The sequence below is a fragment of the Rhodopirellula europaea 6C genome (assembly GCF_000338295.1).
GTDB classification, from domain to species: Bacteria; Planctomycetota; Planctomycetia; order Pirellulales; family Pirellulaceae; genus Rhodopirellula; species Rhodopirellula europaea.
This window is the reverse complement of the sequence record NZ_ANMO01000169.1, coordinates 1-22,452: the sequence shown is the minus strand read 5'-3', so window position 1 is coordinate 22,452 and position 22,452 is coordinate 1. Positions and strand designations below refer to the sequence as shown.

The following is a 22,452-nucleotide window of genomic DNA, read 5'->3' as shown; positions in this document are numbered from 1 at the left end:
CATCGGAGTGTCCATTCATTGGAGTGTGGAAACGTTCGCAGGCGAATCTGTTCGTCGCGAAAACTCAAACGGCGGTGGTTTCACCTTGCAGTCTTTTGCTCAACCGGTCTGCTATTTTGTCGGTGATTTCAACCGTCGAAAGATTGCCGCCCATGTCTGCGGTACGCTGGGTTGGATCGGACAACACATCGGCAATGGCAGCGTTGAGCGCGTCTGCCGCACGCCGCGTTTCGGGATGGTCCAGCCATTCCAACATCATCGCGGTCGAGAGATGCATCGCGATTGGATTGGCGATGGATTGACCAGCAATGTCCGGTGCCGAACCGTGCGAAGGTTGAAACACCGCTGCGTCGTCGCCAATATCACCTGATGGTGCCATTCCCATGCCGCCAACCAATCCGGCCGCCAAGTCCGACAGGATGTCACCGAACATGTTCTCGGTCACCATCACGTCGAAGTCTTGCGGACGGCGGACCAAGAACAATGCCGCGGCATCCACGTAAACGTGCTCCGCTTTGATGTCGGGAAACTCTTTGGCGACTTCGTCAAACACGTGCCGGAAATAGACCATCGAAGAAAGCACGTTGGCTTTGTCGATCAACGTAACGGTCTTCTTTCCATCACGGCGACGTGCCGTCTCGAAAGCCAATCGGCAAACTCGCTCGGATGCCGAACGAGTGATCCGCAACAAGTTGGTCGCCTCGTCGGCTTCCAAATCGGCGATCGCATCACGCCCGTAAAACAGTCCTTCGGTGCTTTCGCGAACCAACACAAAGTCGATGTCGCCAGGACCATGGCCCTTCAAAGGCGTGTCAGCTTCGTGATAGAGACGGATCGGACGAACTCCACCGTACAACTGCAACCTTTCGCGAAGGTCCAATTGAGGTGCGATCTCTTTGCCGTTCGGATAGCGAACGTTTGGTAACCCCATCGCGCCCAGCAGAACCGCGTCGGAGGCCAAGCACGCATCGAATGCGGACTGAGGCAACGCGTCGCCCGACCGCTGGTACTCGCCGACGCCGACGCTGTGACGATCAAGCTGGAACTCAACGCCATCCAAGTGCGGTTGCATGATTTCGAGTAAGCGAACCGATTGGTCACAAACTTCGGGGCCGATACCATCGCCACCTAAGATGACGAGATGAAAGGATTGGGGCATGGGTGATGGTGCGAGAAAGAATGGGCGACTGGGAAATCACAACGCACGGCGAGTCGAACTCGTCGCTCACCAACGATCGAATCGCAGAGCGACACGGAACGGCTGAGAACGAACGGATGCACTCCGTCGCGTGGCCTCAACGGCGCACATTACACCACAACAGAATCAAATTCGACAGAGGACAGCCAACATTCTTGCGTCTCTCTCTATACACTCACTGGGATTGGAAATCAGAAACGCTATTGCGAAAGGCATGAATGTGTTGACTCGAATCGAACTTCTTGCAGCCTGTGTGACGCTTGCATGTTGTGTTGCCGGCATCGTTCCAATGGCTTCCGCACAGCGACCTCGCTTGGCAGTGCTGACGGACATCGGAGGTGACCCCGACGACCAGCAATCCATGATTCGTTTGTTGCTCTATTCGAACGAATTCGAAATCGAGGCTCTGATCGCCAGCGCATCGGGAACGCGTGGCGAGTTGAAGGAATCGGTGACTCGTCCCGATATGATTCAGGATCTCATCGATGCGTACGAACTCGTTCTTCCAAATCTCAAACAGCACGCCGAAGGATGGCCGCAACCGGAAGCACTTCGCAGCGTCGTCGCGTCCGGCAATCCGTATCGCGAACGACCTCATATCGGCGAAGGGCATGACACCGATGGATCACGATTGTTGATCGAACGCATCGACGTCGGAACGCCCGAGTCGCCGCTTTGCATCACAGTCTGGGGCGGGCAAACGGATCTGGCTCAGGCCCTGTACAGCGTCAAGTCAGATCGTGACGCGGCTGGCTTTGAAGAATTCTTGACCAAGTTTCGCGTCTATGACATCGCCGACCAAGACGGAATCGCGGACTGGATGAGCGAGGAATTTCCCGGAATGAATTACATCCTGTCGGCGGCTGCACCCAGGAGCGACAAACGCATCGCGAATTTTCGCGGCATGTATCTCACAGGAGATATGAGTACGACCAGTCGCGAATGGATCGAGTCCAACGTTCGGCAGATGGGACCGCTGGGAAAGTTGTATCCCACAAAGACATGGACGGCCCCCAATCCACACGGCTGCCTGAAGGAAGGTGACACGCCCTCGTGGTTCTTCTTCCTGCCACAAGGAGGCAATGACCCAGACGATCCAACTAAAGCGGGTTGGGGCGGCGTGTTTGAGAAACAACCCAATGGTTGGTATCGAGACCGCCCCGCATCGTCCTCTTACGATCCGCGAACGTCGGTCAGTCACTGGCGACCAGAATTCCAAGCGGACTTTGCCAAAAGAATGCGGTGGTGTTTGCCGGCAGAGGAGTGAGGCATTCGCTCTTCCAACGTTTCAGCATGCCGTCTTTGCAATGATGCATCGCCGGTCCCCGTTCCACGTCAAGCAATCCGGTAGGCTTCGGATAGTTTCGCGAACGCGGCAACTTGTTCATTGATCCAAGTTTCATCGCAATTTAGTTCGGAAGCCATTAGCTTGGCGACGTTCTCGGAGATTGCGATTGCAGCAGCCGAGTTTAAAAACAGGCAGCGAGTCCGTCTCGCTAGCACATCTTCAACGGTTCTCGCCATCTCGTGGCGAGTCGCCCAAATCACTTCGGCACCGGTGATCGAAAGCTCGGGATGCAAAGGTGTCGCCCATTCCACCTTTTCGCGTTCGAGGTTCTCGATCTCACCCAGATCCGATCCATAGTGGCCTCGTCCCGAACCCGCGACGGTGTTGGTGGAACCGGATTTGGGATCGTATCCGTGCAGATGCAGAGTTTCCGTCTGACATGGATTTGCCGTCAGCGGATTCCCGGACTTCTTGGTCGAGGCGAGCGTGCGGTCCACGCAGTCCTCCGCCATCTTTCGAACCGTCGTCCATTTGCCTCCGGTGATCGTGATCAATCCGGAATCAGAAATGCGGATCGTGTGATCTCGAGACAGTGACGCCGTTCGAGACGATTTGTCTCCTTTGACGAGAGGTCGAATCCCGGTGAAAACGCTGAGGACGTCCGAATGGGTTGGAGCTTCCACCAGGTATTCCTTCGCCGTTTCAAGTAGGAACTCGATTTCATCGGCTTGGGGCTTGGGTTCCAAGGAAACGGTTTCGATGGCGGTGTCGGTCGTTCCGACGACAGCGTGGTTGTGCCACGGGATGATGAACAAGACCCGCCCGTCGGACGTTTTCGGAACGATCATCGCGATGTCACCGGGAAAGAATCGACGTGGCAAAACGATGTGCACACCTTGGCTGGCCGCCAACATTTTTTCGGCGCCAGGTTCGTCCATCATGCGAACCGCATCACAGAATGGACCGGCCGCGTTGATGACTCGCCGTGCCGCGATGGAATGCGTTTCACCCGTCTCACGATCTTCGGCCACGACGCCATTGATTTCACCGCTCGAGTCTTTGGACAAATCGGTGACGGCAAAGTAGTTCAGAAGACAGGCACCCTGTTCATCCGCGGTGCGTGCCATGCTGATCAACAATCTCGTGTCATCAAATTGCCCGTCGTGATAGATGACGCCGCCGTTGGCCTTTTCCTTCTTGATCGTCGGCACTCGCTGAAGCGACTCCTTCTGATTGATCGCATGTGACCGGCCAAAACGGTTTCCGGTAGCCAGAAAGTCGTAGACCTTTAAACCAATCGCATAGTACATCCGTTCCCAACGAGATTGGCATGGAATCAGAAACGGCATGTCGTGCACCAATTGAGGTGCGTTGTTGCGAAGCAATGTGCGTTCTTTCAGCGCATCTCGAACCAAGGTGATGTTTCCTTGCTGGAGATAGCGAACACCGCCGTGCACCAACTTGGTACTGCGACTGGACGTTCCCTTTCCAAAGTCCGCTTGCTCGAGCAATAAACAATCCAATCCGCGACTGGCAGCATCCATCGCGATTCCCACCCCTGTTGCGCCGCCACCAATGATGACGATGTCCCAAGGTTCGGAACGTTCTTTGAGTCGCGTCAGGGATTGTTGACGTTGCATGGTCAGATGTGATGGAAAGGAAGACTAAGAAGAGAGGGGAGAAGCGATCGCACGAAGCATGCCAAATCAATCAGCGGAAGCTTCCTGTTCCACCCATTGTTTGGATCGCTCCAGTGCAGCGGCCCAGCGTCGCCTGCGTTGTGCAACTTCTTCCGCGGGCATTTGAGGTTCGAAGACGCGATCGGTTTCCCAGATGCGTTCGATGTCCGCGTTGTCTTTCCAGAATCCTGTTGCCAACCCAGCGACGTAAGCCGCACCGGCAGCGGTCGTTTCGATGATTTTGGGTCGAACAACGCGTGCTCCGATAATGTCCGCTTGGAATTGCATCAGCAGATCATTGGCGGCGGCTCCTCCATCGACGCGAAGTTCTTCGATGGCGACGCCGGAATCTTTTCGCATCGCGTCCAGAACATCTGCCACTTGAAACGCGATGCCCTCCAGAGCAGCCCGTGCGATGTGGGCTTTGGTCGTTCCGCGAGTCAGTCCCACCAGAATCCCGCGAGCGTAGGCGTCCCAGTGCGGTGCACCCAACCCTGCGAACGCCGGAACGAGGTAGACACCATCGGTGTCATCGACGCTGGCGGCCAGCGATTCGACCTCCGAAGAGGACTGGATGATCCCCAATCCATCACGCAACCATTGCACGATTGCTCCAGCGATGAAGATGCTGCCTTCGTACGCGTATTCGCGTTTTCCACCGTCCCAACAAGCCACCGTGGTCAGCAACCGAGAAGGCGACGAGGCGGCTTCTTCGCCGATGTTCATCAGCATGAAACAACCGGTGCCGTATGTGTTCTTCGCCATACCAGGCTGCGTGCAATTCTGCCCGAACAATGCCGATTGCTGGTCGCCCGCGGCTCCGCCCAGCGGAATCGGTTTGCCAAACAGAGTCGACTCAGTTTCACCGTAGATGTGGCTGGAAGGATGAACCGTCGGAAGAACTTCTTTCGGAACCTTGAAAAGCTCCAGCAATTCATTGTCCCATTCGCCGTCATGAATGTTCCACAACATCGTACGAGACGCATTGGTCACGTCGGTCGCATGCAGTTTGCCACCGGTGAGATTCCAAAACAGCCAACTGTCGATTGTTCCAAATGCAAGTTCGCCGTTCTCTGCGCGTGTTCTTGCTCCAGGAACGTTGTCCAGAATCCATCGCAGCTTCGTCGCACAAAAATACGCGTCGATGATCAGTCCGGTCTTCTTTTGGACAAGATCCGAATGGCCGGCTTCGCGAAGTGCGTCACAATCTGCTGCAGTCCGGCGGTCTTGCCACACAATTGCGTTGTGAATCGGTTCGCCGGTGGCGCGGTCCCAAACCAATGTGGTTTCTCGTTGGTTGGTGATGCCAATGGCTTCAATGTCCGAAACGTCCATGTTGTGCTGTTTCAGGACATCGCGAGCGACCGCCAATTGGGTCGTCCAAATTTCGGTCGCGTCGTGTTCCACCCAACCAGGTTTTGGATAGTGCTGTGTGAATTCCTTTTGCGACACGCCGATGATGGATCCATCGTGTGCAAAGAGGATTGCGCGAGAACTCGTAGTTCCTTGATCGAGTGCCAAAATTGCCTTCACCGATAGTCTCCGCCTGGGTGTTCGTTTGTGATCAAAGCTGAAATGGTCCCTCATTCTATCAGTGCGGTTGATAGCAGGTTTTCAAAAAGGTCGCCGAAACCGACACCTATTCAAATGCACTTTCGTTGGCAACAACCGCAACGACGCGAAAAGAATTGCCCGCGACGGTGGCAAGATTCGACCGAATTACTGCCGGTTCCTTGCCCGACGCCGATTGGCGTTCGTTAGACTGGAGGGTGGTATCGAATTCGCGGGCTCAAGTGGACCGAGGTGTGACGATGTCGAAGATCCAACAAATGGCGGAATCAATTTTGCCCGCGGCTTGGTTTGTCCACGTCCGCGATTCGTCAAAGCGTTGGATGATCCGGTGTCCGCAGTGCCAGCGTGAACAGTCCGTGTGGGACGTCGGTGGAATCCGGTGCGGAGCCGCAGCGGTTGGGAAGCGAATCCAGGCTCATTGTGAGTTCTGTGGACGAGTCACCGCGAAAATGTATTACCGGAATGACGACTGACTCTTCCGGTCAGGCCTACGGCTAATTCACGCTGTCGGCCAAATCGTTTGATCGCAACTCGGCAAGCTTTTTCTTCAGGTGCCGCTTCATCTTGGAAACAATGGTTTGATGTACCGGCGAAGTGGCGAGGTTGGTGAATTGCTTCGGGTCTGATTCCATGTCGAACAACTCCATCCCACCGGATGCGTCCTCTTTGTATTGAATGTAAGCCCATCGATCGGTTCGGATCAAAAATCCCTTCCGCATCGGCGCGACACTGAACGCGAATTCGTGAACGGTGTGACTCGGATCATCGAGCATCTTGGAAATGTCTTTGCCCTGCACGTGATCGGGCACATCGATTCCGCAAAGGTTGCCAATCGTCGGATACAAGTCCAGCATCTCGACCAGACTGTTGCAAACGCCGGCAGCCTTGCCGGGGACCTTGATGATCAACGGAACCTGAGACGATTCGTCTCGCAGAGAGACCTTGGCCCAGAAATCGTGTTCGCCCAGGTGATACCCGTGGTCACTGGTGAACACCACGATCGTGTTGTCGGCTTGTCCAGATTCGCGAAGAGCGGTCATCACTTTGCCGACTTGAGCGTCCATGTAGGCGACCGACGCGTAGTAGCCACCGATGGCTTTGCGTTGTCGACGCAGGTCCATCTTCATGTTCACGCTGGTTTTGTAGTTGATGCCGAGCTTTGGGATGTCGTCCCAGTCACCCTCCACGCGATCTGGCAACGCAAGCTTGCTGAACGGTTTGAATGGTTCGAAATAGTTTGCTGGTGAAACGAATGGAACGTGAGGACGCACAAAACCAACGCCCAGCCAAAACGGCTGTTCCCGTTTCTCGCGTATCAGTTCGCTGGCCTTTGCCGCCGTCTTTCCATCGGAGTGAACTTCGTCGCCTCCATCGGCTTCCACGACGACAAAGGTGTTGCCTCCGACGACCGGACGCGATCCGTCAGGATTCCCTTCCAACGTTTCGCCAACACCGGCAGCCTTCCACTCCGGTCCGGGACTGTTGAAACGTTCCACCCAAGACAGGGCATCGTCGGCACCATCGCCACCTGATTCGATACCACCAGGCACACCCATGTGATAGATCTTGCTGACACGAGCCGTGTAATAGCCGTCGTCTTTGAAGGCTTGCGGCCAAGTTTGTCGATCGCCGATCTGCGGACGCGGGCTCTTGTATCCAAGAACACCTGTTGCGTGAGGATAATAGCCCGACAGAAACGATGCTCTTGATGGGCCGCAATACGTCGCCTGGCAATAGGCTCGCGTGAACCGCATGCCTTGAGCGGCGAGCGCGTCGATATTAGGCGTCTGGCAAACCTCGTTGCCGTAGCAAGACAAAGCATTCGACGTCAGATCGTCGGAGATGATGAACAGAACGTTCATCGGTTCCTTCGCCGCGACAGGAACACTGAACGCACAAAGGAGGGGGAGCAACATCCACTGACGCATGAAGAGATCTCGGCAATTGGAACAAACGGCGACTGGTATCGCGATTGTAAGCCGAGTCACCCGGTGATGCATCCGAGTGAGAAAGGGAACCCTACGAAAGCGTTAGGCGGGCGAGCAAAGGCCTCGGTAGTATTCGATGCTCTGTTGCAAACCTTCGCTTATGTCGACCGTTGGTGCAAATCCGAGACGAGATCGAATTTGGTTTGTATCGGCCAGAGAGTCTCGCACATCACCCGCACGCGGTGGCTCGTGAATCGGTTGAATGTCGCCTTCTAACAGATCACGCAGAGTGTCCAGCAGCTCCAACAACGTTGTGCTCTGTCCTCGACCGACATTGAATATTCCTCCGGCCGCGTCCGGTACCGTCGCCGCCAACATATTCGCGTTGGCAACATCACGAACGAATACGAAATCGCGAGATTGTTGACCGTCGCCATAGATGATGGGGCGTTCGCCGCTGAGAATCATTGATACAAAACGAGGAATCACGGCGCTGTATTCGCTCTTCGGATCCTGCCGCGGACCGAACACGTTGAAGTACCGCAGCACAACCGTTTCAATCGGAAACTCGCGTTGAAAGACTTGGCAGTAGTTCTCGGAAGACAGCTTTGCGGCAGCATAGGGCGACAATGGGGCTGGCATGTCGTCTTCGCGTTTGGCGACGTACGGTGAGTTCCCGTAAACGGCGCTCGTCGATGACAAAACAAAACGCTTCACGCCGGCGGCAGATCCCGCGGCTAGCAACTCAACGGTGCTGGTCGTGGTCCAGTCGTGACACAACCCCGGTTCTCGCATGCTGCGTGGCACACTCGCCATCGCAGCAAAATGAAAGATGTGGTCGATACCTTCGACTGACTGTTGCACGCAGGCCCGGTCCGCAGCATCGCCCTTAACAAAGGTCAGACGATCCTGATGCGGCCCGGTCAGGAACGGAGTCAGATTGTGCTGGAATCCGGTGCTGAGGTTGTCCAACGCAACCACGTTGGCTCCGGCATCGAGCAGACGCTCCACCATCTGCGAACCGATGAACCCCGCGGCACCGGTGACCAAACAACGCGTACCGGCAAGTTGAGCGACGGCGGATTCGAGCGATGATGACATTGATTTGGGTCGAATGCGTTGTGAATCGAAGCGGCATCCGGCCTGAATGGAACGAACCCGATCCTCGAGTCGATGTGTAGCTGCGGAACTTGAATCGCGAACGAGCCGCGATGACGACGCCATCGCGTCAGGGTTTCCAATCGTTACGATCTAGCCTTGCAAGTTCAACCCGCCGCCATCGGAGAGAGCGTTTGCGACTCGTTTGTTGGCAACCGCTTTGTCGCCTTCCCGAGCACAAACCATCCGCCAGGTTTCCGCTTCGGTTTCGAGAACCAAGCGGATCTCATCGATCATGGTCGAGTCACCGTTTGCTTCGGCGGCAATCAAATGCTGGCACAAGAAAACGTACAAATCGGCGACAGTGCGACAAACGTCGACCGAACTGTCGGTGACGCCCGACAGCAGTTCCGAAAGTAGTTCGAGCAGCTTGAGCGAATACTCGTTTGTGCCGCGTTTGCCTGGCTGAGTGTTCCAGTGGTTGGCCAGGTGCCGAGAAACCTCCACGGCTCGTTCGATCAACATTAGACGCAGTCGAGCGGGCGAAGCGGTCTTCACCATCGATTCCAAGTAGGCGTCCCCACTTCGACGACCGAAGTTTTCCATGCCCTCGCTCAGGCTGCCTGGTTGGCTGGGACGAGGCATGGAAGTGCCAGTTGCGTTGTCAAGCGAAGCCTGGGAATCACTGCTGGTCGAAGCGTTGTCGTCTCCAACGAAGGTCATCGGTGGAGGAACGAAAGAGTCAGCCGTGTTGTACATCGGGTTTCCGGTTGCGGGTGTTGGAAACGAGCTTGCGGACCGAGGCCAGCATGCAGCGCAAAGTTGTATCGACGTTCACAACTCGTTTCTTCATCGAAAGAGTTGGTGGCTGGACAAGTTGCACGCTTCCGTTCGATCGATTCGCGAATAGCGTACGGATCGTTCGTGCATACGAATCTCCGGAACGTGACCCAGCTAGGTTAGAATGCGCGACTCTGAGAGACGAAGCCCGGAAAAAGGTGCCAGATCGTTGCAGTTTATCACGGCCGCGCTTGCTTAATCGGAACGCGTAACCCTCGGAATGAAGGGCTCAATTGGAGCGTGATCGCACGAGAGCGTCACGATGCAGTCGCCAGCACGGTCGGACTGCGGTTCAAACGAAGAAAAGCAGCGGCAAGCCGGAGCTCACTGCTGCTTTTCGATGTTTGCTTTGGATTCACGCGGCGACCAAGGATGCCGCATTGAATCGATCTTGGATTAACCCAACAACGACAAAACGTTTCGTGGGTTTTGGTTCGCCAGCGACAACACGTTGGTACCGGACTGAACCAGGATCTGTGCACGAGTCAGGTTAGCCGACTCTTGAGCGAAGTCAGCGTCACGGATCGAGCTTTCAGCTTCTTGGAGGTTGGCTTTGGTTTCGTTGAGCGAGACCAAGTTGCTTTCCAGCGTCGTGCTTTGGAACGATCCCAAACGACCACGCAGTCCAACCACTTTGCCGATCACTTCGTCGATGACCTTGGCGGCACCTTCGACGTCGTTGGTCAGGCTCTTGGATTGACCGCTGCCCAGTTCGTACAGACGACCCGATGCACCACCCAATTGACCGGTCGAAACGCTGCCGATACCCAAGCTAGCTTGCTGGGTGCTTGTCACGTCTGGACCGAGTTGGAACGTTGCTCCACCACCGGTAATGCTGAAGCTGAAGTTCGTGCTGCTGCCGTCGTCAACAGTCAGACTCAAGTCAAGCGAGCTTGTGTTAATCGACAGGCTGTTGCCCGATCCGTTTGCTTCAACACCGTTGACGGTGGCCACGATATCGCTGCCCGTCGAACGAGTGTTGTCAAGGCTACCCTTGAAAGTTCCGCCAGCACCTTCGCTAATCACGTCGATGTCGACCAATGCATCGCTTCCGAAACCAGTCGAGCTGAATTCCAGGGCGTTCGTTGCATCAGCTGAAACGCCGGTGCTGTCCGAAACCAAATTGACGGCTGCCGCGATTTGATCTTTCGTTGTACCAGCACCGAAGTTGAACGTTTCCGCTCCGTTTTCACCGCTGAGCTGGAACACCAAGTCTGCGTTGAGTACTTCACCGCCAGTGTTGCCAGTTGAACCGACTTCTGGAAGGTTATCCGTATCGATGGTGAATTCACCATATTCGGTCACCTTTGCGGCTGCCGGTGTTGAACCGGTTCCGTCGGCCACCTCGGCATCGAATTCCGTGGTGCCCGCGTTAATAGCAGCAGCGATCGCTGCGAGGTTGTTTTCGCCCGCACCAGTACCGATGGTGACGGTCAAAGCTTTTTGGTCGGCATCGTAGCTTGCCGTGGTCGCTGCGGCATCACCAGCCACATAGCTGATCTGAACGTTGTTGAAATCTCCGCCTGTTTCTGCGGCGGTAATGGACAAACCGGCACCTTCGATTGCGGTCGCATCCGCTGCGGCGGCGGCATTGACGTCGGCAACCGTGCCAGTTTCTTCTGCGTAAACGCCGCTCACACCGTTCAGTGCCGTGACAACAGCCGCACCGGTCACGGTAGCAGCATCGTCCACGGTAATGGTCAAAACGCCATCGGAGATTGCAGCACCAAGAGTTGCACCACCACCGCCGTCGACAACTTCAACGCTGTCAAATTGGCCTTCGATCGTCACGTTGTTCGTCGCATCACCGATGGTGAAGCTGTTGATCGAAGCACCGGTCGTAGCAGTTGCTTGAGCAGCAGTGCTGAAGCCTGAGTCAGCGGCAGTTGCAGTTGCTTGCGTCGCGGCCGAGTTGATGACAACTTCAACGTCGATCTTCCCGGTCTTGCCCAAGTTGGCTTGGTCGATCGAGATGTCGCTGATGCTGCTGACGCCGCTAGCGGTGCTGACGAAGTCTTGCGAACCATCAAGCAACTTACGACCTTGGAAAGTCGTCGTTTGTGAGATGCGGTTGATGGCTTCGAGCGAACTGTCGATCTGCAATTGGTTTGCAGCGATTTCTTCTTTGCTCAATGCACCCGAGTTGGCAGCTTCCACAACCAAACCACGGACGTCGTTGAGCAAGTTGCTGACTTGGCCCAACGCGCTGTCAGCGGTGCTGATGATTTGGCTAGCACGTTGCGTGTTGCTGATCGATTTGGTCAAACCCGTGATTTCGCCACGAAGAGCTTCGCTGGCCAGCAAACCGGCGGGGTCGTCGCTACCGGAGTTGATCCGAAGACCAGTGCTCAGTCGCGTCAGAGATTGTTGCAAGTCATTGTTGCTGCTTTGGAGGCGGTTTTGTGCGACCAAAGAAGAAACGTTGGTGTTGATCCGAGTCATGTAATTATTCCCAAAGATGGGTTGATGTTGAGTAGAAGGGGTCAACCAGTTGGGTGCCGAAGCGACGGAATGACCCTGTACGCAAAGCGCATGTCTCTGCGTCCACCTCAACCATGGAACGCATTCTTGCGCCGTGCGTTGGCTGCAACCCCAAATTCATTGCCACGTTGGAATTTCCCGAGGCAGCTTCCCGCACAACCGGAACAATCCGCGGAGCTCGTCATGGAAGGCAGCCAGACGCTGCGATATCATGCAGGGGACAGGCGAGAAATCTCGGCCTCCTCGAATCCATCGATTCAAATGAATTCTGAAACCTTTTGGCGAACTTTTCTATGACCGTCCAAATGCAACTCGCTCGGATCATCATTTCCGAGCTAACCGATAACCAAGTGATTTATCTCAAGGAAGTCGACGGGACGCGTCAGTTCCCGATCATGATCGGAATTTTTGAAGCAACCAACATCGATCGCCGAGTCAAAAACGACTACGTGCCACCACGTCCACTGACGCACGACCTGATCGTCAACGTGGCCGAATCTTTGGACGCAACGATTGAACAAGTCGTGATCAGCGACCTGTCTGAACACACCTATTTCGCACAATTGCATCTGCGAACCAGCAGCGGTGAATTGATCGAGGTGGATGCTCGGCCGAGCGACGCGATTGCGGTGGCGGTCACGTTCGATCCGCCTCTGCCAATCTTCGTTTCCGAAGAAGTCCTGAGCGGAGCAACCGGAACGAGCGACGATTGATTGTCGATCGTCGCTTTATCACGTCAGCATTGCCGACTGCTCTGAACCGCCTTTTTAGAGACCGATTGAGGCCACCTGTTGGAAACGTTTTCATCCATTGATGCCATGCGAGCGTGGTGCCGCGAAAAGTCGATCAGTGGCAAGACGATTGGTTTGGTTCCAACCATGGGAGCCTTGCATGAAGGGCATCTTTCATTGGTTCACGCCGCGAAGAATAGCTGTGATCACTGTGTCACATCGATCTTCGTGAACCCCACGCAGTTCGCCGCCAACGAAGATCTCGATCAATACCCGCGGCCAATCGAAGACGACCTTGCAATGCTTCGTCATGCGGGCGTTGAAGCGGTGTTTATGCCAACCGCCGATGAGATGTATCCGGGTGGGGCTGAGCGACATGCCACTTCAGTGCATCCTTCCGCCGTCGCGTTGCCACTCGAAGGAGTTCACCGTCCTGAACACTTCGCTGGCGTTGCGACGGTGGTGATGAAACTGTTTCAAGCAGCTCCATCGGACCGAGCGTTTTTCGGTCGGAAAGACTTCCAGCAGCTTTGTGTCATCGAGCACATGGTGCGTGACTTGAACTTGCCGATTGAAATCGTTCCCTGCGACATCGTTCGAGAGCCCGATGGGTTGGCGATGAGCAGTCGCAATCGGTATCTGTCAGACAACGAACGACAGCGAGCACTTTGCATCAGCAAATCGCTCAACCTGGTCGAGCGAGCTTTTCTCGATGGCAGCCGCGATCCGAAACAACTCGAGTCAATCATGGGTGACCACTTGTCCCCCTGCGACAGGGTTGACTATGCGGTCGTGGTCGATCGCCAAACGTTGTTGCCCGTACCAAAGATCACCCGAAACGCGGTTGCGCTCGTCGCGGCTCGGCTCGGAGCGACACGATTGATCGACAATCGTGAATTGGAAACTGGGTGAAGAGTGCATGGGCTGAGCAACGGTAGCTGAACCGCCTTTGCGACATTCAACAATCCGCGTAACAGCTAACTTCCGAATGGTCCTCCCAACACTGTCCCTTGCGTGGGCTTTTCTGTGATCAATTGCCGAGTTGACTCGAAGCAGGCGGGTAGAATTGTGGGCTTCTAGTTGGACAACGCCACTTTGGCGATCGCCATGGCTCCGATTCACGGAAATCATGGCTAATGGCCTGCTGATTGAGTCGAATACCGAATGACAACCATTAGCCGATGAGCGTTAGCCCCGGTTGGCATTTCATTATTCGCCGCTAACGCGTTACGGCCCATTAAATCAACAGCCCGCGAACGCCCAAACGGCTTATTCGAATGGCGTTGGGCAGCTAGTTCTTCTTTGATTTTCACCCGACAACGGTTCCTGCGAACGGCTCGATCGATGATTCAACGTATTTTGGTGACAGGTGGCGCGGGTTTCCTCGGCTCGCATCTTTGCGAACGCTTGGTCAGCGACGGACACGATGTGATCTGCCTGGATAATTTTTTCACCAGCCAGAAAACCAACGTCGTTCATCTGTTGGACAAACCTAATTTCGAGTTGATCCGGCACGACATCACGCTGCCGATCCATTTGGAAGTCGACCAGATCTACAACATGGCTTGCCCGGCCGCGCCTGGGCACTACCAATTCAATCCAATCAAAACGATCAAGACCAGCGTGATGGGCTCGATCAACATGCTGGGCATCGCCAAACGATGCGGTGCAAGAATCTTGCAGGCCAGCACCAGCGAAGTGTACGGCGATCCGGAACAGCACCCGCAAACGGAATCGTACCGCGGTAGCGTCAATCCGATTGGCATTCGAGCCTGCTACGACGAAGGCAAACGCGTCGCCGAAACGTTGTTCATGGACTATCACCGAAGCAACAATGTGGACGTCCGAATCGTTCGGATCTTCAATACGTATGGGCCGCGAATGCATCCGTTTGACGGACGTGTCGTCGCCAACTTCATCCGGCAAGCACTCGCCGGTGACGACATCACCATCTTTGGTGACGGCTCGCAAACCCGTTCGTTCTGTTACCGAGACGACTTGGTCGAAGTCATCATCCGGATGATGAACTGCGACGGTTTCACGGGCCCGGTCAACATTGGGAATCCCCACGAGTTCACGATCCGTCAACTCGCTGAGAAAACGATCGAGCTAACCGGATCGAGCAGCAAGCTCATCGAGGCTCCTTTGCCAGCGGACGATCCAACTCGTCGTCGTCCCGACATCTCACTCGCGAAAGAGAAGCTGGACTGGGAGCCAAAGATTGAATTGGATCAAGGACTCCGGCACACGATCGATTGGTTCAAGACAATCAACCTGAGTGACTACCGCCCGCCAACGCCAAACTTCAGCTGAAAAGCCAATTGGCTCAGAACAAATTCGCGGGTTCCGCTCGGATAAGCTTTCGGATCGCAATCAAACCCGCTGCATTGCACATCAACAGCGATAGCACGGCGACCAAAACCAACCATGTCAGCGTCATGCGAATGGGAACTCCAGCCAACGCTGACGTGATTGCATAAAGAACGAGGGCGGCGATAACCGAAGGCGGAAACGCAATTGTTGCGAGCAACGTGGATTGGGTCAGAAGCGTTCGGATCAAAAAGCCCGTTCCATAGCCCATCGCTTTCAACGTCGCGTACTCGCTTAAGTGTGCCTGAACATCAGAGGCAAGGATCATGTAACTGATCACGCCTCCGACCACGACCGCCAAAGCGACTCCCATCGCGAAGATCATTCCGATGGGTGTCTGAGTATACCATCGCCACACTTCGGCTTTCTTCGCATCGTCGATGGTCAGTGCGGAAGCGTGTGACGCGGGACCAGCCAACGCGTTCAACCGGCCGGCGACCATGTGACGTCCACGCTCGTCACTGACACCCTCCGTCAATCGAATCAGCAGCAGCGAAACTTCGTCGTCGCTGCTGCCTGGCACCAGCTTGCGAAACGTTTCGCGAGAACACAAAAGTGCACCGTTCGCGGCCAACCCAGTTCCCATCTTGAACGTACCCACGATCTTGGCGGGAGTACCAAAAACGCTTGCGACGGTCCCAATATCATCGGAACCAAATTTCACACCGTTCTTCGGGCCAAAGTCTGTCTTGGTGGCATCATCGACAAGGACCGCTCCCTCGACCAGCAACTCGCGTCGGACTTCTCGCGTCAGCTCAGGCAATTCAAAGGCGGGATCGTTCAGGTCGATCCCCATCACAGCGATCGCCCGCGGGTCTTGGTTGGTTGGGTTGGTCCACTGTGTCACGCCAATGTCCAGCGGCACGACTTGGTCGACTTCATCGATGGAGTTCAACCAGGGACGCAGATCGTTGCGAATCTTGGACGCGTCGTAGACGTGCAAGTAATCGGGGGATCGAACCAACACATCGCATGGCATCCGATCCAACAAAACGGTCGCGGTGTCGCCGACGCTTCCCAAAAATCCAAGCTGCATGAACATCAACAAAATCGCGAAACCGATTCCGCAGATGGAAACCACCGTTCGAACCCACATGTGACTCAGGTTCGACCACGCGAGCGAAGTCCGGACCACGCTGCCGCGTTGACGTGACTTCTCGGCCGGTTTTCCGCTGGGCTTCTGACCTGGGCTGGTCGTTGTCATGACTTCGCTGCCGAAGCCACTTTGGCCGATTCCTTGGAGCCGCCTGCTTTGATCTCCACATCGACTTGCAGCTCGATCAAACGGCTGGCACTGGCGGAATCATCTGAATCGATCGCGATGATCACATCAGCGGAATACCGATCGACCGCCGCCATCGGGTAAGGGCTCGCCAGCGTCGGAGCGGCGATCAATGACTGAATACGTTGCACTTTGCCTCGCAACGGTTCGCGAAGTGCTGGTGAAGTGATCGTTGCGGTTTGGCCGACCTCGACGCGTGATAGATCAGCAACGTTCACTTCCGCGACGCAGACCATGTTGGATGTGTCGGCCATGTGCATCAAAGCGGACACGCCCGTCGCGGTACCGATGGTCGCGTCGACTCGCAGCACACGACCTTTCGTTGGTGCAACCAGTCGCGACGTTGCAACGTTGAACTTCAGCAGTTCGATTTGTTGTTTCAACGATTCCAAAGACGCGGACTGTTCGGCGGCGATCAATGAGAGCTCGGTCGCTCGAATTTCTTGCTCCGCCGAGTCGACGGCGAAGCGTCCTTCGTCAATCGCTTCTTGAGCATCCCGCAATGCTGATTCGTAGCGTGCCTGCGACTCGCTGACTTTCAGTGCCTCGGTGTCGAGCGCGTTATCAGAAACCAATCGTTGTCGCGCCGGATCTCTCGACGCGGACTCCAGTTGCCTTAGGCGGCGTTGTCCCAGATCCGCGGCTTGTTTGAGCAGATTCAGTTCGCCGCCATCGGCCTTGGAATCTTTGAATCGCTTTTGTGCATCCGACAACTTGGACTCGGCTTGCTTTAGCGATGAGCGAGCGACCTGCAGTTTGGCTTCACCCGCAGCGCGTTCGGCTGCGATTCGCCGTTTGGCTTCGTCGAGTTTGGTTTGAGCGATGTTCAATTCGAGTTGTCGAGCGGGCAGGCTTTCCAAATCCATCAGGACGGTGCCCGCTGCGACATCTTGGCCCGGTTCGACATAGATTTTCGAAACGCGGTCGCCAGGAGCAGCCATGACGGCCAAGATTCCGCCTCGTGGTTCCAGCGTGCCAAGTGCCATCACTCGCTGGAGCGCCACCGTCTGCGTTGGCTGCGACGGATCAATCGATTGAGTTGAACTCGATGCCGATCGCCAATCGCATCCCGAACCGACCGCGAAAAATCCGATTGCGATTGCGAGCGGCAAACGGATCATGCCTTGTTGGATCGAACCGGCTGAGATCGGCTGCTTGGCTTGGGGCACGACGAACAACTGCAAAACGAGGTGACACGAATTCGGGACAAGTTGCTAAGGTAACGTTTTTCGGCTCCGCCGGGCCATCGCGATCGAAGGGTCTGGCACGCAAAATGTCCTGAAAATTCGCGTGAAAATACCTTTTCGAAACGACAATCGCTCCGGCCAAAACGGTGCTCGGTCATCCGCCTCTCGCGGGATCACACCCGAGATCGCCTTGGATGGGTCCGCCGCAATCGACGTTCGCGGTGTGAATCACTACTACGGGACCGGTGATGCGCGAAAACAAGTGCTTCACGACAACCATCTGCAGGTCCAACCCGGCGAAATCGTCATCATGACCGGGCAATCCGGTTCTGGCAAAACAACTTTATTGACGTTGATCGGCACTTTGCGTCGCGTTCAAGAAGGCCAATTGAACGTGCTCGGCCAACCGCTTCACAATTTGTCTCAAACCAACATCGGGGCACTTCGAAAAAGGTTGGGCTTCATTTTCCAAGCCCACAACTTGTTCGGTTCGCTCACGGCGATGCAGAACGTCCGCATGGCGTTGGAGCTGCAACCAAATCGCAGTTCTCGCCGAGAAGAGAACGAGCGTTGCGCCAAAATGCTCACCGAAGTCGGTTTGGGCGAACGGATTCAGTACAAACCCGGCGGATTGTCCGGTGGCCAGAAACAACGGGTCGCGGTCGCACGTGGGCTCGTGCATCAGCCGGATATCTTGCTGGCGGATGAACCGACCGCGGCTTTGGACGAAGAATCCGGCCGACAAGTCGTGACACTATTTCAGCGTGAGGCCCGCGAACGAGGAGTGGCGATTGTCATCGTGACTCACGACAACCGCATTTTGGACGTCGCGGACCGGATCGTCAAAATGGACTTTGGCAAGATCGCTCGCGACACCAATTTGAACGAAGCCGCCGTGCTCGGCGAAATGCTTTCCCAGTGCAGTGTGTTCTCAGGTGTCGCGATCAGCACATTGACCGAGTTGTCTCGCAGCATGACGAGGACGACGCATGGCCCCGGTGATCGAATCGTGACGTACGGCGATGTCGGCGATCGCTTCTACTTGATTCGCGAAGGCACCGTTTCGGTCAAACAACCCACCCAACCCGGCGGCAATGATTTTCGCGAGGTGGCAGAACTGGGCGAAGGTGCCTACTTCGGCGAAACCGCCTTGCTGACCGGCGAACCTCGAAACGCACACGTGGACGCCACCACCGAAACGGTCACCTACAGCCTTGACGCCGCCACCTTCTCCGACGTCATGAGCCAACGCAAATCCATGGATGAAGAAGTGCGTAGCTCACTCTTTGCTGAGTGATGCGATGTAGGTGATCCCGTTTATTTCGCTGAGCAGCGTTCCAACATTGCCGGTCGACCCAAACGCCCGCGAGTCGATCAGTACCCGCGTTCCCGGGGATCGGTCAGGCCGTCTGCCAACCGACGCAGGGCTTCGGTTTCGATTTGACGGACTCGTTCTCGAGTCAAACCGAGCTCCGCGCCGATTTCCTTCAGCGTCATCGGCTCCACACCGCCCAAACCGAACCGTAGTTTCAAAACCGTCGATTCGCGTTCTTCCAGATCGCCCAACAAACTCATCGCATGTTTGAGGATGTCGTGATCGAGCATCTCCTCATCGGGTGCTTTCAATCGTTCGTCCTGCACCATGTCACCCAACGACCAACCTGCTTCGGTTTGATCGCTTTGCGGCGTCGAGTTGTTGATCTTGATCGCCTTGCGAATGATCGGCAACTTCTTCTTGGGCAGTCCCAGCACCCGAGCGACTTCTTCGTTCGTCGGCGTTCGGCCAAGCTCTTCATTCAAACGTGCGGTCGCTCGACGCCACTTGCTCAACAGTTCGACCATGTACGCTGGAATGCGAATGGTTTTAGCTGAGTTGATCAGGGCGCGTTTGATCGATTGCTTGATCCAGTAGCTCGCATAGGTGCTGAACCGAGTCCCATGAACCGGATCGAACCCCTCGACCGCACGCAACAAACCCAGGTTGCCTTCTTCGATCAAGTCTTGCAGGCCGAGCCCTTTGCCCGTGTAGCCCCGCGAGATGTTCACGACCAACCGCAGGTTCGCTCGAACCATTTGGTCGCGAGCCATCACATCGCCTTGAGCGATACGGGCGGCGAGTTCGAGTTCTTCCTCGGCGGACAACAACGGCGTTTCGTTGATTTCGCGGAGGTAAGTTTCCAAAGGCGACTGAGCCGCTTCACTTCGGCGGGTCGGCGTTTTGCGTCGACTCTTTTTCAGCAGCGTGAGTTCGTCCTGCTCAAGAGATTCGGAGAAAGTCATCGGTGGCGATCCGGTCGGGAAAGGGAGGTGGTTCCGACAAATCACGAGTCGATGCATCACCGCGACGATTTCGTCTCGATCCGACACGTGTTCAGTGGCGTTCATCGGCAATGGGAGGAGCCAACGAACGGAGCACGCGGAATCAAACGACGAGACCGTCATTCAAAGTGTGATGCCAACAACGACGCGGGGAGAGATCGGTCGGGAGTTGATCACAAATGGTTTCGACCAATTCCGACCCTAAAAAACACCGCTTGTTAAAACGTTCCGCCTGTGCCGATTGAATCGGTGTGTTCAACAATTCGGCGGCAGATGGTTGCGACAGTCATCCGGAGAGATGGCAAAGCGTCGGCCGGCTCAAGCGGTTGTCTGCGGGCAACTAAACAAGCATCTTCCACTGAAGAATTCAGCCAAACGGTGAAGATGCACTTCAATCCGCAGCGCCAACGCTCGCCAGTGGGCTAACTGAGGCCGCGAGCATATAGACATTGTGAAGTCGACAACGGGAAGACCAGAAGAAACGATTCCTTGACTAGCGTATCGCGGACTCAGACTCCGCTTTCCTTTGATCTTTCACTTGAACACCCCATTTCGGCTCGCAAGATGACGCTTTCGGCTGGCGAGATAGGCTGAACATGACGGTAGCAACGCGTTCCCGACCGAATTACTTTGTTCACAGAGACGGAAACGTCGCCGGTATTCTTGACGAAGGGACTCGAAAATGCCAGCATCTGCGACGTTATCTTGCCTCTCTGTTGTCCCTTTCTCTTACCCCACGCACGATTCGTCAGCTCCGCGAACGCTACTTTGCCCCGTTTGGTCCAGCTCTGCTGAAAGATTCAGTCGAGTTGGCAAGCTAGTTCAGCTTGCACTTCACCACCGGCATTCAACCTAGTCGGATCTCAAAGCCGCTCGCATGGTTCGCTGACATATTCGGTTGCCGGAGATCCCTATGGAATACGCTCGCGGAAAATTGATGGTCGCTAGCTTTTTAACGCTAGTTGCCTCTGGAATTGGTTTTGCAACTCGGACCGCCGCGGGTGGACCATGGGAACGTGAATTCAACCTGGGTGGTGGCGAATTCGGTGCCATCCTCGGTGCGGGATTCTTGGGCTTCGGTCTGATGATCTTCTTCGGCGGTATTCTGGTCGAGAAGTTTGGCTACAAGAAACTCTTGACGATCGCTTTCTTGCTTCACTTGGTGAGCGCCGGAATGTTGTTCGCCGCCAACCCGTTGTTCGCCGGATGGCAAGAAACGGATCCGGAGAACGCGACGAGCAATGTCTTCTCTGTGCTCTTCTGGAGTGCGTTCGTCTTTTCGATTTGCCAGGGGCTTTACGAGGCGGTGATCAACCCGTTGATCGCACAGCTATACCCTGAGAACAAGACTCACTACTTGAACATTCTGCACGCGGGTTGGCCTGCCGGAATGATCCTCGGCGGCATCTTTGCTGCCTGTTTCATTGGTGAGAATGCTTGGATCACTGAACTGCCTTGGCAATACGGTTTGGCCAGTTTCTCGATCGTTGTGATCGCGTACGGCGTCATGGCGCTGCCTGAGAAATTCCCAGAGACCGTTGGTGAAACTGCCGGCTCGTTTGCGACCGTCTTCTCGTGCTTCGCATCGATCCCTTTCTTGGTCCTGATCGTGTTGCACGGTTTGATCGGCTACATGGAGTTGGGCGTTGACTCGTGGATGACGAAGTTGATGGAAAACTTGCTTCCGAATTCGATCATCATCCTGGTCTACACATCCTTCTTGATGTTCGTGCTCAGGTTCTTTGCAGGACCGATTGTTCACCGCGTCAATCCAATCGGATTGTTGCTCGGTAGCTCAATCATCTCTTGCTTGGGATTGATTTGGTTGGGATCACCCATCCAAAGCGTCGCGATGATCTTCGTCGCAGCAACGTTCTACTCCTTCGGCAAAGCGTTCTTGTGGCCAACCATGTTGGGCGTTGCTGGTGAGCGTTATCCACAAAGCGGCTCGGTCGCCATGGGTGCGTTGGGAGCCGTCGGTATGATCTGCGTCGGACAAATCGCTGGACCACGTATTGGTGCTCAGCAAGGATACGAGTTGTCGCAGCACTTGGAAGAAACCGCCCCGGAAACTTACGCACGATACGAAGGCTCTGAGCCGACCTCGAGCTGGGGTTACGAGTACACGCCGCTCGATGCCGCGAAGCTCAACGCTGCCAACGGCATCGAAGTTGACGCGGGAGCCGTCGAGACCGTCGCAATCGAAGAAGCAAAACTGATTCCAGAAGAAGAAAAGCCTGCGTTGATCGCCAATGCTGCCACCGACGTTCCTGCGGTTCAGGCGTCTTATCTGTTCGGCGGCCGCCGGGCATTGACTCTGACAGCGTACATTCCTGGGATGATGGCCATCGGATTCTTGGGGCTGTTGATCTACTTCCGAAGCATTGGCGGATACAAAGTCCTTCGCTTTGATGAAGAACTCGGAAAGGCTGTCCCGATCGAAGGGCACGGTCACGGCGAATCAGAATCAGATGTCGTC

Annotated in this window: 18 protein-coding genes; 8 read left to right on the top strand and 10 right to left on the bottom strand. The window is 55.4% G+C overall.

Features of this window, described 5'->3' with window-relative positions:
- Positions 1-64: 64 nt before the first annotated feature.
- Positions 65-1,159 (bottom strand): isocitrate/isopropylmalate dehydrogenase family protein, encoded by a 1,095-nt coding sequence (locus RE6C_RS17785; protein WP_008658726.1) that lies wholly within the window; start codon positions 1,157-1,159, stop codon positions 65-67.
- Between the two features lie 253 nt (positions 1,160-1,412).
- Between RE6C_RS17785 and RE6C_RS17775 the strand changes: the two genes are divergently transcribed.
- The gene (locus RE6C_RS17775) at positions 1,413-2,465 is read left to right on the top strand and encodes a DUF1593 domain-containing protein (RefSeq protein ID WP_008658724.1); all 1,053 of its coding nucleotides are present in this window, start codon (positions 1,413-1,415) and stop codon (positions 2,463-2,465) included.
- 68 nt (positions 2,466-2,533) lie between these two features.
- Here RE6C_RS17775 and RE6C_RS17770 read toward each other — a convergent pair whose 3' ends face one another.
- Both RE6C_RS17770 and glpK read right to left on the bottom strand, forming a co-directional pair.
- Complete coding sequence (locus tag RE6C_RS17770; RefSeq protein ID WP_008658723.1) at positions 2,534-4,126, bottom strand: glycerol-3-phosphate dehydrogenase/oxidase; 1,593 nt, start codon at positions 4,124-4,126, stop codon at positions 2,534-2,536.
- 66 nt (positions 4,127-4,192) lie between these two features.
- On the bottom strand, positions 4,193-5,698 hold the full coding sequence (gene glpK, locus RE6C_RS17765; RefSeq protein WP_008658722.1) for a glycerol kinase GlpK: 1,506 nt from the start codon (positions 5,696-5,698) through the stop codon (positions 4,193-4,195).
- Positions 5,699-5,976: 278 nt separating this feature from the next.
- On the opposite strand from glpK, the gene RE6C_RS17760 reads away from it, so the two are divergent.
- Positions 5,977-6,210 (top strand): hypothetical protein, encoded by a 234-nt coding sequence (locus RE6C_RS17760; RefSeq protein ID WP_236618309.1) that lies wholly within the window; start codon positions 5,977-5,979, stop codon positions 6,208-6,210.
- Between the two features lie 21 nt (positions 6,211-6,231).
- Here RE6C_RS17760 and RE6C_RS17755 read toward each other — a convergent pair whose 3' ends face one another.
- The 3 genes from RE6C_RS17755 to RE6C_RS17745 form a co-directional block, all read right to left on the bottom strand.
- Positions 6,232-7,599: a sulfatase gene (locus RE6C_RS17755; protein ID WP_456291173.1), complete on the bottom strand. Its 1,368-nt coding sequence runs from the start codon at positions 7,597-7,599 to the stop codon at positions 6,232-6,234.
- Between the two features lie 168 nt (positions 7,600-7,767).
- On the bottom strand, positions 7,768-8,766 hold the full coding sequence (locus RE6C_RS17750) for an SDR family oxidoreductase (RefSeq protein WP_039962423.1): 999 nt from the start codon (positions 8,764-8,766) through the stop codon (positions 7,768-7,770).
- 150 nt (positions 8,767-8,916) lie between these two features.
- Positions 8,917-9,408 carry a flagellar export chaperone FliS gene (locus RE6C_RS17745; protein ID WP_008658716.1) on the bottom strand — a complete coding sequence of 164 codons (492 nt, stop codon included), beginning with the start codon at positions 9,406-9,408 and terminating at the stop codon, positions 8,917-8,919.
- On the opposite strand from RE6C_RS17745, the gene RE6C_RS17740 reads away from it, so the two are divergent.
- The gene (locus tag RE6C_RS17740; RefSeq protein WP_008658717.1) at positions 9,407-9,673 is read left to right on the top strand and encodes a hypothetical protein; all 267 of its coding nucleotides are present in this window, start codon (positions 9,407-9,409) and stop codon (positions 9,671-9,673) included. The two genes, RE6C_RS17745 and RE6C_RS17740, sit on opposite strands and share 2 nt — an antisense overlap.
- A 326-nt stretch (positions 9,674-9,999) precedes the next feature.
- On the opposite strand, the gene RE6C_RS17735 is transcribed toward RE6C_RS17740, so the two are convergent.
- Complete coding sequence (locus tag RE6C_RS17735; RefSeq protein WP_008658715.1) at positions 10,000-12,045, bottom strand: flagellin N-terminal helical domain-containing protein; 2,046 nt, start codon at positions 12,043-12,045, stop codon at positions 10,000-10,002.
- A gap of 332 nt (positions 12,046-12,377) precedes the next feature.
- Here RE6C_RS17735 and RE6C_RS17725 point away from each other — a divergent pair, with 332 nt between their 5' ends.
- From RE6C_RS17725 to RE6C_RS17715, 3 genes are all read left to right on the top strand, one after another.
- Positions 12,378-12,797: a bifunctional nuclease family protein gene (locus tag RE6C_RS17725; protein WP_007328635.1), complete on the top strand. Its 420-nt coding sequence runs from the start codon at positions 12,378-12,380 to the stop codon at positions 12,795-12,797.
- Between the two features lie 78 nt (positions 12,798-12,875).
- Complete coding sequence (gene panC, locus RE6C_RS17720) at positions 12,876-13,727, top strand: pantoate--beta-alanine ligase (RefSeq protein WP_008658709.1); 852 nt, start codon at positions 12,876-12,878, stop codon at positions 13,725-13,727.
- Positions 13,728-14,159: 432 nt separating this feature from the next.
- Positions 14,160-15,128, top strand: coding sequence for a UDP-glucuronic acid decarboxylase family protein (locus RE6C_RS17715; protein ID WP_039962421.1), 969 nt, complete (start codon positions 14,160-14,162; stop codon positions 15,126-15,128).
- A 13-nt stretch (positions 15,129-15,141) separates the two neighbouring features.
- On the opposite strand, the gene RE6C_RS17710 is transcribed toward RE6C_RS17715, so the two are convergent.
- Both RE6C_RS17710 and RE6C_RS17705 read right to left on the bottom strand, forming a co-directional pair.
- Positions 15,142-16,389 (bottom strand): FtsX-like permease family protein, encoded by a 1,248-nt coding sequence (locus RE6C_RS17710; protein ID WP_008658706.1) that lies wholly within the window; start codon positions 16,387-16,389, stop codon positions 15,142-15,144.
- Complete coding sequence (locus RE6C_RS17705) at positions 16,386-17,636, bottom strand: ABC exporter membrane fusion protein (RefSeq protein WP_236618308.1); 1,251 nt, start codon at positions 17,634-17,636, stop codon at positions 16,386-16,388. The genes RE6C_RS17710 and RE6C_RS17705 overlap by 4 nt, the downstream gene beginning before the upstream one ends.
- A gap of 121 nt (positions 17,637-17,757) precedes the next feature.
- Between RE6C_RS17705 and RE6C_RS17700 the strand changes: the two genes are divergently transcribed.
- Positions 17,758-18,951 carry an ATP-binding cassette domain-containing protein gene (locus RE6C_RS17700; protein ID WP_008658702.1) on the top strand — a complete coding sequence of 398 codons (1,194 nt, stop codon included), beginning with the start codon at positions 17,758-17,760 and terminating at the stop codon, positions 18,949-18,951.
- A gap of 77 nt (positions 18,952-19,028) precedes the next feature.
- Here RE6C_RS17700 and RE6C_RS17695 read toward each other — a convergent pair whose 3' ends face one another.
- A complete protein-coding gene (locus tag RE6C_RS17695) occupies positions 19,029-20,021 on the bottom strand; it encodes a sigma-70 family RNA polymerase sigma factor (RefSeq protein WP_008658700.1) in 993 nt (330 codons plus the stop codon).
- An 865-nt stretch (positions 20,022-20,886) separates the two neighbouring features.
- On the opposite strand from RE6C_RS17695, the gene RE6C_RS17690 reads away from it, so the two are divergent.
- Positions 20,887-22,452 (top strand): MFS transporter (locus RE6C_RS17690; protein ID WP_052035000.1); only part of this gene is annotated, 1,566 nt, incomplete at its 3' end.